This is a genomic window from Streptomyces sp. NBC_00490 (assembly GCF_036013645.1).
In the GTDB taxonomy this organism is placed as follows: domain Bacteria; phylum Actinomycetota; class Actinomycetes; order Streptomycetales; family Streptomycetaceae; genus Streptomyces; species Streptomyces canus_F.
This window is the reverse complement of sequence record NZ_CP107869.1, coordinates 3,873,006-3,885,521: the sequence shown is the minus strand read 5'-3', so window position 1 is coordinate 3,885,521 and position 12,516 is coordinate 3,873,006. Positions and strand designations below refer to the sequence as shown.

The following is a 12,516-nucleotide window of genomic DNA, read 5'->3' as shown; positions in this document are numbered from 1 at the left end:
GCGCTACGGCAGGTAACCTCCAGCTCATGTCCCGCCATGTCGCGATCGTCACCGATTCAACGGCCTACCTGCCGCAGCGGACGATGGAGCGTCACGGCATCACCGCGGTGCCCCTGACCGTCGTCCTCGGCGACCAGGCCCTCGAAGAGGGCACCGAGATCTCGACCCGGTCCCTGGCCCAGGCACTGCAGAAGCGGCGCCCGGTCACCACCTCGCGCCCCAGCCCCCAGCTCTTCGCGGAGACCTACCGGCGGGTCGCGGAGTCCGGCGCGACCGGCATCGTCTCCCTGCACCTGTCCGCCGAGCTCTCCGGCACCTACGACGCCGCGGTCCTCGCGGCGCGCGAGGCACCGGTGCCGGTACGGGTCGTGGACACCGGAATGATCGCCATGGCGCTCGGCTTCTGCGCCCTCGCGGCGGCGGAGGTGGCCGAGGCGGGCGGCACGGTGGACGAGGCTGTCACCGCCGCGGAGAAGCGGGCCGCCGGGACGTCCGCCTTCTTCTACGTCGACACTCTCGACTATCTGCGCCGGGGCGGCCGGATCGGCGCCGCACAGGCACTCCTCGGCTCCGCGCTCGCCGTCAAGCCGCTGCTCCAGTTGCAGGGCGGGCGGATCGAACCGCTGGAGAAGGTGCGCACCGCGTCGAAGGCGATCGCCCGCCTCGAGGAGATCGTGGCCGACCGGGCGGGCAGCGCGCAGGTCGACATCGCTGTCCACCACCTCGCCGCTCCCGACCGGGCGTCGGCACTGGCGGACCGGTTGCGGGCGCGGGTGCCGGGGCTGGCGGATCTGCATGTCAGTGAGGTCGGTGCGGTGATCGGGGCGCACACGGGGCCCGGGCTGTTGGGGACCGTGGTCTCGCCGCGGTGAGGCGGTGACGCGAAGGTGCGGTGACGCCGTCGTCGAGGGCCGCGGGTGGTCGGCCGCCACTCGTGTGGGTGGCGGAGTTGTCCACAACCGGGGTGTCGTCCCCGGGAATTGAGCAAGATTATCGCCAGAGCGCCGGGTGCCCGATCCTCGTCGCATGGCACTTCGATCACGTTCACGCACAGCGACTCCGACCAGTGGGCCGGGCCGTGGGCCTGCCTCCGACGTCCGTACCCGCCACCACCCACGCCAGCACCGGACGCCACGGGGCCGGCACCGGTACGCCTCGGCCGAGGAACTCCGGCGGCGAGCGGAGGTCATGTTCGCCGATCGCGTCGGGGAGCGACGCGAGGCGGGGACAGGGCCGCCGGGCCTCGACGGGGGTGGCGTGCCCGGTGCGGAAGCCGACGGAATCGGCGCGGACACGGACTTCGGCCCTGACGACGGGCCGGCGCAGGGGGACTGGGCCGACGTTCCCCCTGCGACGGGGGACCGGCGGGTGCGGGCCGGGCTGGCTCTGCGGGAGCGGATGCCGGTGTGGTTGCAGACCAGGTGCGGCCTGGAGCGGCGGAGCGTGGTCGCGCTGGCGGTGGTGCTCGTCGTCGCCGCGGGCTTTGCCGTGCAGCACTTCTGGGCGGGGCGGACGCAGGCCGTGCGGCCACCCGAAGTCGTGGCCGCCCCCTTCGCGGAGCGGAGTGAGCAGGCCGGTCCGGGGGCGTCGGCCGGTGCGCCGAACGCGGTGGGCTCGCCAGCGGCCGAGATCGTGGTGGACGTCAGCGGCAAGGTCCGCGAGCCCGGCGTTCACCGGCTCCCCGCGGGTTCGCGTGTCGCCGACGCGCTGCGTGCGGCCGGTGGGGTGCGGTCCGGTACGGACACCGAGGGGCTCAACCGCGCTCGCTTCCTCGTGGACGGCGAGCAGGTCGTGGTCGGCGGCCCTGCCGCGCCCGGGGCCGGCCAGGGCGGTACGGCGGGCGGCGGTCCGGTCGGTTCCGCCGGATCCGTGCCGGGAGCGGGACCCGCGACACCGGTCTCCCTCAACACGGCCACCGTGGACCAGCTGGACACCCTGCCGGGGGTCGGCCCGGTCCTGGCCCAGCACATCGTCGACTACCGCACCCAGCACGGCGGCTTCCGCTCGGTGGACGAACTGCGCGAGGTCAACGGCATCGGAGAACGCCGCTTCGCCGACCTGCGGAATCTCGTACGGCCATGAGTCACGTACCCGAGGGTCCGCCCTCCTCCCCGTCTCCACCCCCGATGCCCCGGCCCCGCCGAGCCGTGCACGCCGCCTCCGGCACACGGCTCGGGGACGCCAACCCCCGCCAGGAAGGGCCGGCGGACCTACGACTCGTCCCACCCGCGCTAGCCGCCTGGGCGACGGCGGCGCTGACGCTGGACGCCGCTCCCGAGTGGGTCACCGGGATCGCCGTCCTGTGCCTGGTGGCAGCGGGCGTGCTGCTGCTGACCCGGGGACGCGCGGGGCCACGGGTCCCGGTCGCCGCCGCGCTGCTCTGCGTCGCCGCGGCCGCCGTCTCGGCCGGACTGCACGGAGCCGATCTGCGCCGTGGGCCGGTACCCGGGCTGGCGCGGAACTACGCGACCGCGACCGCCGAGATCGAGGTCACCTCCGATCCCCGGCTCACCCGGCCGAGGGTCCAGGGAGACCGTCCGGCGCCGACCTCCGTGCTGATCAAGGGGGAGGTGCGGCGGGTGGAGAAGGCGGGCGGGGAGGTGGTGGACACGCGGACACCGGTGCTGGTGATGGTCGACGTGACCGGGACCGGAGGGAGTGCGGACCGAGGGGCCGGGGCGCTGGGGAGTCCGAGTGCCGCTGCCGGGGGCGGAGAGGGAGGCGTGGGCTCTTCCGGCGGGGTGGTGAACGGGGGCGGAGCTGGCCTCGGGGCGGCAGATGGGGGCGGCTTCGGCGACGGGTCGGCAAAGGGGAGTCCTTTCGCCGACCGGGCGGCGGGTGGTGGCGGCTCCTTGGTCGGCGGGCCCGGTTCCTCGCCCTGGCTGCGGTTGCTGCCTTCCACACGGTTCCGTGTCTCCGCGCGGCTGGCGCCGGTGATGGTGGGCGGGGACAGGGTCGCGGCCGTGGTGCGGGTGCGGGGGCAGCGGGCGCCGGAGGTCGTGGCGGGGCCGTCGGGGGTGCAGCGGTTCGCCGGGCGGTTGCGGGGCGGGCTGCGGGAGGCCACCGACGGGCTGCCCGGAGATGCGCGGGCGCTGCTGCCGGGGCTCGTCGTCGGGGACACCTCGCGGATCACCCCGGACCTGGACGACGCGTTCAAGGAGACCGACCTCGCACATACGCTCGCCGTCTCCGGGAGCAACCTCACGATCATCCTGGCCCTGCTCATCGGGCCGCCCGGACTGGCCCAGCGCGTCGAGCGCCGGGGGCTCGCACCCCGGCTCGGCATCCCCCTGCGGACGACGGCGCTGCTCGGCGGGGCGCTCACGCTCGCCTTCGTCGTCGTGTGCCGGCCGGACCCGAGCGTGCTGCGGGCCGCGGCCTGCGGAACCGTGGTCCTGCTCGCCCTGGCGACCGGGCGCCGCAGGTCGCTGATCCCGGCGTTGGCGACGGCCGTCCTGCTGCTGGTGCTGTACGACCCCTGGCTGGCCCGGAGTTACGGATTCCTGCTGTCCGTGCTGGCCACCGGGGCCCTGCTCACGCTCGCGCCCCGCTGGAGCGCGGCCCTGCGGGCGCGGCGGGTGCCACCGCGGCTGGCCGAGGCGCTGGCCGCCGCGGGTGCCGCGCAAGCACTGTGCGCGCCGGTCGTCGCGGTGCTGTCGGCGCGGGTCAGCCTGGTGGCGGTGCCGTGCAATCTGCTCGTGGAGTTCGCCGTGGCGCCGGCCACCGTGCTGGGCTTCGCCGCGCTGGCGACGGCACCCCTGGTGATGCCGGTCGCCAAGGCGCTGGCCTGGTGCGCGAGTTGGCCCGCGGGATGGATCGCGGACGTCGCCCGTACCGGGGCGTCCCTGCCCGGTGCCGGGATCGACTGGCCGGGCAGCTGGACCGGCGCGGTCCTGCTCGCCCTGGTCACGGTGGCCGTGGTGACGGCCGGGCGGCGGTTGTCGCGGCATCCCGCGTGGTGCGGGGTCTGCGGAGTACTGCTCCTGCTGGTGGTGGTGCAGCCGCCGCCGCTGGCCCGCGTGATCACCGGGTGGCCGCCGCCCGGCTGGAGGCTGGTGATGTGCGATGTGGGGCAGGGGGACGCGACCGTGCTCGCCGCGGGCGACGGTACCGGTGTGGTGGTGGACGCGGGGCCCGATCCGACGCGCGTCGACCGGTGTCTGCGCACCCTCGGCATCACCAGGATCCCGCTGGTCGTGCTGACCCACTTCCATGCCGACCACGTGGCGGGGCTGCCCGGCGTGCTGCGCGGGCGGAGCGTGGGGGCGATCGAGACGACCGGGTTCGAGGAACCGGTGGACCAGGTGGAGTTCGTACGGCGGCAGGCGGCGCGGCAGCGGATTCCGCTCACCCGTGCCGTGGCGGGGGAGCGACGGCGCACCGGAGGGCTGGACTGGGAGGTGGTGTGGCCGCCGCCGGCCGGGGGAGCTCCGGGAGCTCCGGCCCCCGCGATGGAACCGGAAGGACCCAACGATGCCAGCGTCGCCCTGCTCGTGCGGTCGGGCGGACTGCGGTTCCTGCTGCTCGGCGATCTCGAACCCCTGGCCCAGCGGGCCCTGTTGAGATCCCCGGCGGGCACGCTGCTGGGCGGCGTGGACGTCCTCAAGGTCGCCCACCACGGCTCGGCCTACCAGGATCCGGAACTGATACGCAGAGCGGCTCCGCGGCTGGCGCTCATCTCGGTGGGGAGGGACAACACGTACGGACATCCGGCCCCCGGCACGGTCGCGGCGCTGCGGGCCCAGGGGGCGATGGTGCTGCGGACGGACGAGGACGGGGCGCTGGCGGTCCTGGGAACGGGTGAGTCACTGCGGGTGGCGGGAGACTGAGGGCATGAATTCCGCACAGGTTGATGCCTATCTCCGCCGCCTCGGTGCCGAGCACCCGGCGTGGCCCACCGTGGACGTCCTGCGCGAACTGCAACTGCGCCATCTGCAGACCGTGCCCTTCGAGAACCTGTCGATCCACCTCGGCGAGGAGATCGTGCTGGAGGAGAAGCGGCTGCTGGACAAGGTGGTGGGGGCGCGCAGGGGCGGGTTCTGCTACGAACTCAACGGCTGCTTCGGGGCGTTGCTCGCCGCGCTGGGCTTCGAGGTCACGCTGCTCGCGGCCCGGGTGTACGGGGAGGAGGGGCGGCTCGGCATCCCCTACGACCATCTCGCCCTGCGGGTGCGGACGGTGGACGGGGGCGACTGGCTGGCCGACGTCGGCTTCGGGGCGCACAGCCACCATCCCCTGGCGATGGGGGCGCGGGGGGAACAGGTGGATCCCGGGGGCACGTTCCGGATCGTCGAGGCCGGGGCGGACGCGGCCGGGGTGCGGGGCGGGCACGTGGGGGCGGAGACGGCCGACCTGGACGTCGTCATGGGCGGCAAGCCCCAGTACCGCCTGGAGGTGCGGCCCCGGGTGCTCGGTGACTTCGTGGCGGGCGCCTGGTGGCACAGCACCTCGCCGGCCTCGCACTTCACACGGTCGCCGGTGTGTTCGCGGGTCACGGAGGACGGCGGCAGGATCACGCTCAGCGGGCGCAGCTTCACGGTGACGGGGGCGGACGGGACCCGCGAGGTGCGGGAGCTGGGGACGGACGAGGAGGTGCTGGGGGTGTACCGGGAGCGGTTCGGGGTGGAGCTCGATCGGGTGCCGGTGGCGCGGAAGACGGGGTGACGCGGATGGGCCGGGACGCTGGGTGAGGTCCTGGTGGTCGTGGGCCGAACTGGGGTTCGGGCGCTTTCCGGGTGCCGGACAATGGCCGGGTGAGCGATGTGAGACATGTGCTGGTGCTGCCTGATCGGGATGCCGCGGAGGAGGTGGCGGAGGCGCTCAGGGAGCGGTTCGGGGTGGCTGAGGAGCCGCGCATCGTCCGCGACGCGCTGGCGGGGGAGGACGATGCCGAGGACGCGCAGTGGCTCGTAGTGCTGCGGGACGAGGACGGGCGGTTGGATCCCGGGGCGCTGGACGAGTTCGCGGGGGAGTGGGAAGGGTGGCGGGAGGAGCCGTAGGGGCGGGGCTCGCTGTCAGTGGCCCGTGCCATGCTTGTCGGCGATGGCAAAGAAGAGTGCGAACGACGACCCCCTTGCCCCGCTGACGCTGGCCGTGGGGCAGGAGGACCTGCTGCTCGACCGTGCCGTGCGGGAGGTGGTGGCCGCCGCGAAGGCCGCTGACGCCGACACGGACGTACGGGATCTGAACCCGGAACAGGTACAGCCCGGCACGCTCGCCGAGTTGACCAGTCCCTCGCTCTTCGCGGAGCGCAAGGTCGTGGTCGTACGCAACGCGCAGGATCTGTCGGCCGACACCGTGAAGGACGTGAAGGCGTATCTCTCGGCCCCCGCCGAGGAGATCACGCTCGTGCTGCTGCATGCCGGCGGGGTGAAGGGCAAGGGGGTGCTCGACGCCGCGCGGAAGGCGGGAGCGCGGGAGATCGCCTGTCCGAAGATGACCAAGCCGGCGGACCGGCTGGCCTTCGTGCGGCAGGAGTTCCGGGCGACCGGGCGGTCGGCCACACCCGAGGCCTGTCAGGTGCTCGTCGATGCGATCGGGAGTGATCTGCGGGAGCTGGCGTCGGCCGTGTCGCAGCTGGTCGCCGATGTCGAGGGGACGATCGACGAGGCGATCGTGGGGCGGTACTACACCGGGCGGGCCGAGGCGTCGAGCTTCACCGTCGCCGACCGGGCGGTCGAGGGGCGGGCGGCGGAGGCGCTGGAGGCGTTGCGGTGGTCGTTGGCCACGGGGGTGGCGCCGGTGATGATCACGAGTGCGCTGGCTCAGGGGGTGCGGGCGATCGGGAAGCTGTCGTCGGCTCGGGGCGGGCGGCCGGCGGATCTCGCGCGGGAGCTGGGGATGCCGCCGTGGAAGATCGATCGGGTGCGGCAGCAGATGCGGGGGTGGACGCCGGATGGGGTCGCTGATGCGTTGCGGGCCGTTGCCGAGGCGGATGCGGGGGTGAAGGGCGGGGGGGACGATCCCGGATACGCCCTGGAGAAGGCGGTCGTGGTGATCGCTCGGGCAGCGCGGTCGCGAGGGCGGGTGTAGCGGGCCTCGCTGAGGTACGTCCGTGGCCGGCGGGGGCTGTTCTCGCCCCCGCCGCCCCTACCCGTCCCGTCCTCCAGGGGCGCTGCCCCTTCGACCCCGGTCCCTGGGGGGCTACGCCCCCAGACCCCCGTCGGCCCCGAAAGGGCCTTGTCCTCAGACGCCGGACGGGCTGTAGGTGGTGGTCACGGCCGGCTGTTCGAGGAGACCGACGGCACGATGAGCGCCGAGCCGCGCAGCCTCACAGCGCATGCCGAAGGCCCCGGCTTCCGCCCTGGGGAAGGGCGGGCTCCGGGGCCTTCGGACCAAGCTTTCGAGCTCATACCCGCGTGGCGAACGCAGGCCGCGTACGAGCTCTGGGTGCCGGGTGGGAGCGGATGAGAGAGGGCCCGCTCTGGGTCCTTCCGGCAGTCAGATCAAAAAGATCAGATCAGATAGAGGTGTCAGCCCTTGAGGGAAGCGACCTTCGAAGCAAGCGCCGACTTCTTGTTGGCGGCCTGGTTCTTGTGGATGACGCCCTTGGCGACGGCCTTGTCGAGCTGACGCGCAGCAGCGCGCTGGTACTCGGTGGCCTTCTCGGTGTCACCCGCGGCAGCGGCCTCACGGGCCTTGCGGATGGCGGTCTTCAGGGAGGACTTGACGGCCTTGTTGCGCAGCCGAGCCTTCTCGTTGGTCTTGATCCGCTTGATCTGGGACTTGATGTTCGCCACTGATTGAGCCTTTTCAGGTTCAGGCACGGGACCACAAGGGACCCGGGCCAGGTGATTTCTTGGGGTGCGCCTCGTGCTGAGAGGGCAGGAGGCACAGCCACCCACAGTACCAGTGGGCCGACCGACGGCCCAAAACGGCCTCCGGTCGCCGCCCATGGGACCATGGAGCCTACGTATCGATCCGACCCGAGGCACAAGGCGCCTCAAGAGACAGGACCCTGCGTGCCCGCGACCCCTAACAATGTGCCTGAGCCGAGCCGTACCGACCCGGCTCTGATCCGTAATTTCTGCATCATCGCGCACATCGACCACGGCAAGTCCACGCTCGCCGACCGCATGCTCCAGCTGACCGGAGTGGTCGATCAGCGCCAGATGCGTGCTCAGTACCTCGACCGCATGGACATCGAGCGTGAGCGTGGCATCACGATCAAGTCCCAGGCGGTCCGACTGCCCTGGGCCCCGACCGAGGAGCCGGGCAACACCCACATCCTCAACATGATCGACACCCCGGGGCACGTGGACTTCACGTACGAGGTGTCCCGGTCGCTGGCCGCCTGTGAGGGCACCGTCCTCCTGGTCGACGCCGCGCAGGGCATCGAGGCCCAGACTCTCGCCAACCTGTACCTGGCGATGGAGAACGACCTCAAGATCATCCCCGTACTGAACAAGATCGACCTGCCGGCCGCCCAGCCGGAGAAGTTCTCCGAGGAGCTCGCCAACCTCATCGGCTGCCAGCCCGAGGACGTGCTCAAGGTCTCGGCGAAGACCGGTGTCGGCGTGGACGCGCTGCTCGACCGTGTGGTCCGGGACGTGCCGGCGCCGGTCGGCGTCAAGGACGCCCCCGCCCGCGCGATGATCTTCGACTCGGTCTACGACTCCTACCGGGGCGTCGTCACCTACGTCCGTGTCATCGACGGCCAGCTCAACAAGCGCGAGCGCATCAGGATGATGTCGACCGGCGCCACCCACGAGCTCCTCGAGATCGGCGTCTCGGCCCCCGAGATGACACCGGCCGACGGCATCGGCGTCGGCGAGGTGGGCTACATCATCACCGGCGTGAAGGACGTCCGTCAGTCCAAGGTCGGTGACACGATCACCAGCAAGGACAAGGGCGCCACCGAGGCCCTCGGCGGGTACAAGGACCCCAAGCCGATGGTCTTCTCGGGCCTGTATCCGCTGGACGGCTCCGACTACCCCGAGCTGCGCGACGCCCTCGACAAGCTCCAGCTCAACGACGCCGCGCTGGTCTACGAGCCGGAGACCTCCGCGGCCCTCGGCTTCGGCTTCCGCGTCGGCTTCCTCGGGCTGCTGCACCTCGACGTCATCCGTGAGCGCCTGGAGCGCGAGTTCAACCTCGAACTCATCGCCACCGCGCCCAACGTGGTCTACCGCGTGATCATGGAGGACGGGAAGGAGCACACGGTCACCAACCCGAGCGAGTTCCCCGAGGGCAAGATCGACAAGGTCTTCGAGCCGGTCGTCCGGGCCACGATCCTCGCTCCCAGCGAGTTCATCGGCTCGATCATGGAGCTCTGCCAGACCCGTCGCGGCACCCTCCTCGGCATGGACTACCTCTCCGAGGACCGCGTCGAGATCCGCTACACGCTCCCGCTCGCCGAGATCGTCTTCGACTTCTTCGACAACCTGAAGTCCAAGACCCGTGGCTACGCCTCCCTGGACTACGAGCCCACCGGCGAGCAGGACGCCCAGCTGGTGAAGGTCGACATCCTGCTCCACGGCGACCGGGTCGACGCCTTCTCCGCCGTCACCCACCGGGACGCCGCCTACGCGTACGGCGTACGGCTCGTCGCCAAGCTGCGCGAGCTGATCCCGCGGCAGGCCTTCGAGATCCCCATCCAGGCCGCCATCGGCTCCCGGGTCATCGCCCGCGAGACCATCCGCGCCATCCGCAAGGACGTCCTCGCCAAGTGCTACGGCGGTGACATCTCCCGTAAGCGGAAGCTGCTGGAGAAGCAGAAGGAGGGCAAGAAGCGGATGAAGATGGTGGGCTCTGTGGAGGTTCCGCAGGAGGCCTTCATCGCCGTGCTGAGCAGCGACGAGAACGCGGGCTCCGGCAAGGGCAAGAAGTAGCGCCGTTTTCCCGTGAAAACAGGGGCCTGTCGCGGATGAGAGCGACGGGCCCCTACGCGTGCGTAGCGTCGCGCTCTGTAGAAAGTGACAGGCCGCCGCCCCTTACATCGGCGTCGGTCGCGTTCTACTCTGATCTCCACTCGATAGTTACTCGTGAGTTAAACAACACCCCCTCGAGTCACCAGCCGCACTGAGCCAGCCGCCGCATCGTCGCGGGCCCCGGAGGATGTCGTGAGCGACACACAGACCCTGATCGAGAACCGTCCGCCGAGCGTGGCGACCCTCTTCCTGGAGCGCGTTTCGGCCACTCCGGACGCCGAGGCGTACCGCTACCCCGTGCCCTCGGCCTCCGGCGAGGGTCCCGACGACTGGAAGTCGCTGAGCTGGGGGCAGACCGCCGAGCGGGTCTACGCCATCGCCGCCGGCCTGATCGAGCTCGGGGTGCAGCCCGAGCAGCGGGTCGCCCTGTCCTCCGCGACCCGGATCGAGTGGATCCTCGCGGACCTCGGCATCCTGTGCGCCGGCGCCGCCACGACCACGGTGTATCCGCAGACCAACGCCGACGAGTCCGCGTTCATCGTCGCCGACTCCGACAGCCGCGTGCTGTTCGCGGAGAACGCCGAGCAGCTGGCCAAGGCGCAGGACAAGCGCGCCGAGCTGCCCGACCTGACCCATGTCGTGGTCATCGACGCCGAGGGCGTGGAGACCGGCGACTGGGTGCTGACCCTCGCCGAGCTGGAGGCCCGTGGCACGGCCCGCCTGGAGAAGGACCCCGACCTGATCAAGGAGCGGGTCGGCGCGATCACCAAGGACCAGCTCGCCACCCTCATCTACACCTCCGGTACCACCGGCCGCCCCAAGGGTGTCCGCCTGCCGCACGACAACTGGGCGTACATGGCGAAGGCGATCGCCGCGACCGGCCTGGTGAGCGTCGAGGACGTGCAGTACCTGTGGCTGCCGCTCGCCCACGTCTTCGGCAAGGTGCTCACCTCGGGGCAGATCGAGGTCGGTCACGTCACCGCCGTCGACGGCCGCGTCGACAAGATCATCGAGAATCTGCCGATCGTGCAGCCGACGTACATGGCGGCCGTCCCGCGCATCTTCGAGAAGGTCTACAACGGCATCGCCAACAAGGCCCGCGCGGGCGGCGGCGCCAAGTACAAGATCTTCCGCTGGGCCGCCGAGGTCGCCCGTGAGTACGCCAAGGTCACCCAGGACAACTTCCGCCGCACCGGCACGGCGAGCGCCCCCTTCGGCCTCGCCGCCAAGCACGCGGTCGCCGACAAGCTGGTGTACGCCAAGATCCGCGAGGCCTTCGGCGGCAATCTGCGCGCCTGTGTCTCCGGCTCCGTGGCCCTCGCCCCCGAGATCGGGTTCTTCTTCTCCGGCGCCGGCATCCACATCCTCGAGGGCTACGGCCTGACCGAGTCCTCGGCCGCCTCCTTCGTGAACCCGGGCGAGGCGTACCGCACCGGCACGGTCGGCAAGCCGCTGCCCGGCACCGAGGTGCGGATCGCCGAGGACGGGGAGATCCTGCTGCGCGGGCCCGGCATCATGGAGGGCTACCACGGGCTGCCGGAGAAGACCGCCGAGGTGCTGGAGGCCGACGGCTGGTTCCACACCGGTGACATCGGCGAGCTGTCGCCCGACGGCTACCTCCGCATCACCGACCGCAAGAAGGACCTCTTCAAGACCTCCGGCGGCAAGTACATCGCGCCCACCGAGGTCGAGGGACAGTTCAAGTCGGTGTGCCCGTACGTCTCCAACATCCTGGTGCACGGCGCCGACCGGAACTTCTGCACCGCCCTCATCGCCCTCGACGAGGTGTCGATCCTCGGCTGGGCGAAGGAGAACGGCCTGGAGGGCAAGTCGTACGCCGAGGTCGTGGCCGCGCCGGCCACCGTCGAGATGATCGAGGGCCACATCAAGGAGCTCAACGAGGGTCTCCAGCGCTGGCAGACCATCAAGAAGTTCCGGCTGCTGCCGCGTGACCTGGACGTCGAGCACGGCGAGATCACACCGAGCCTCAAGCTGAAGCGGCCGGTGGTGGAGCGGGAGTACAAGCACCTCATCGACGAGATGTACGCCGGGGCCCGCGAGGCGTAGGGGCGGGGGCGTTACAGGCGCCCTCTGCTGACCAGCAGACGTATCTCCCGGACCTGAGTGCGCAGTGCCGCCAGGTCCGGGGGGTTCTCCCCGGAGAGTTGCTTCTCCAGTTCGGCCAGCCGGGTGTTCACCTCGCCCTGGTCCTGGGCCAGCAGTCGCTCCAGTTGCTGGTTCTTGCGGTGCAGGTCCAGGAAGACGGTGACCTTCGCCCGGAGCACCCAGGGGTCGAAGGGCTTGGTCAGATAGTCCGCGGCGCCGGTGGCGTAGCCGCGGAAGGCATAGCCGGAGTCGTCCTCCGCGCCGGTCAGGAAGATGATCGGGACGTCCTTGGTCTGATCGAGCCGTTTGATGTTCGCGGCGGTCTCGAAGCCGTCCATGCCCGGCATCCGGACGTCGAGCAGGACGAGGGCGAACTGCTGCCGCAGCAGTGCCTTCATGGCCTCCTCGCCCGAACGTGCGCGGACGAGCGGCTCGTTGAGGGACCCCAGGACGGCCTCCAGGGCGACCAGGTTGTCCTCCATGTCGTCGACGAGGAGGATGCTGGCGCGCTCTTCGGTCGTTGCCTCAGCGCTCATGGTGA

General features: G+C 71.3%; 10 protein-coding genes. 8 read left to right on the top strand and 2 right to left on the bottom strand.

Features of this window, described 5'->3' with window-relative positions; translation table 11 throughout:
* Window positions 1-26 precede the first annotated feature (26 nt).
* From OG381_RS17580 to holA, 6 genes are all read left to right on the top strand, one after another.
* A complete protein-coding gene (locus OG381_RS17580; protein ID WP_307030749.1) occupies window positions 27-872 on the top strand; it encodes a DegV family protein in 846 nt (281 codons plus the stop codon).
* A gap of 154 nt (window positions 873-1,026) precedes the next feature.
* Window positions 1,027-2,082, top strand: a complete 1,056-nt coding sequence (locus tag OG381_RS17575; RefSeq protein WP_327717046.1) for a ComEA family DNA-binding protein — start codon at window positions 1,027-1,029, stop codon at window positions 2,080-2,082.
* A 44-nt stretch (window positions 2,083-2,126) separates the two neighbouring features.
* On the top strand, window positions 2,127-4,829 hold the full coding sequence (locus OG381_RS17570) for a ComEC/Rec2 family competence protein (RefSeq protein ID WP_443062033.1): 2,703 nt from the start codon (window positions 2,127-2,129) through the stop codon (window positions 4,827-4,829).
* A 4-nt stretch (window positions 4,830-4,833) separates the two neighbouring features.
* Window positions 4,834-5,664 (top strand): arylamine N-acetyltransferase family protein, encoded by an 831-nt coding sequence (locus OG381_RS17565; protein ID WP_327717044.1) that lies wholly within the window; start codon window positions 4,834-4,836, stop codon window positions 5,662-5,664.
* A gap of 89 nt (window positions 5,665-5,753) precedes the next feature.
* Window positions 5,754-5,999 carry a hypothetical protein gene (locus OG381_RS17560; protein WP_327717043.1) on the top strand — a complete coding sequence of 82 codons (246 nt, stop codon included), beginning with the start codon at window positions 5,754-5,756 and terminating at the stop codon, window positions 5,997-5,999.
* Window positions 6,000-6,042: 43 nt separating this feature from the next.
* Window positions 6,043-7,032, top strand: coding sequence for a DNA polymerase III subunit delta (holA, locus tag OG381_RS17555; RefSeq protein ID WP_327717042.1), 990 nt, complete (start codon window positions 6,043-6,045; stop codon window positions 7,030-7,032).
* A 440-nt stretch (window positions 7,033-7,472) separates the two neighbouring features.
* Here holA and rpsT read toward each other — a convergent pair whose 3' ends face one another.
* Window positions 7,473-7,739 carry a 30S ribosomal protein S20 gene (rpsT, locus tag OG381_RS17550; RefSeq protein ID WP_093909403.1) on the bottom strand — a complete coding sequence of 89 codons (267 nt, stop codon included), beginning with the start codon at window positions 7,737-7,739 and terminating at the stop codon, window positions 7,473-7,475.
* A gap of 222 nt (window positions 7,740-7,961) precedes the next feature.
* Here rpsT and lepA point away from each other — a divergent pair, with 222 nt between their 5' ends.
* Together lepA and OG381_RS17540 are read left to right on the top strand one after the other, a co-directional pair.
* Window positions 7,962-9,830: a translation elongation factor 4 gene (gene lepA, locus OG381_RS17545; protein WP_327717041.1), complete on the top strand. Its 1,869-nt coding sequence runs from the start codon at window positions 7,962-7,964 to the stop codon at window positions 9,828-9,830.
* 231 nt (window positions 9,831-10,061) lie between these two features.
* On the top strand, window positions 10,062-11,936 hold the full coding sequence (locus OG381_RS17540) for an AMP-dependent synthetase/ligase (protein WP_327717040.1): 1,875 nt from the start codon (window positions 10,062-10,064) through the stop codon (window positions 11,934-11,936).
* Between the two features lie 11 nt (window positions 11,937-11,947).
* Here OG381_RS17540 and OG381_RS17535 read toward each other — a convergent pair whose 3' ends face one another.
* Entirely contained in the window at window positions 11,948-12,511 is a 564-nt protein-coding gene (locus tag OG381_RS17535; RefSeq protein WP_327717039.1) for a response regulator, read from the bottom strand.
* Window positions 12,512-12,516: the final 5 nt, after the last annotated feature.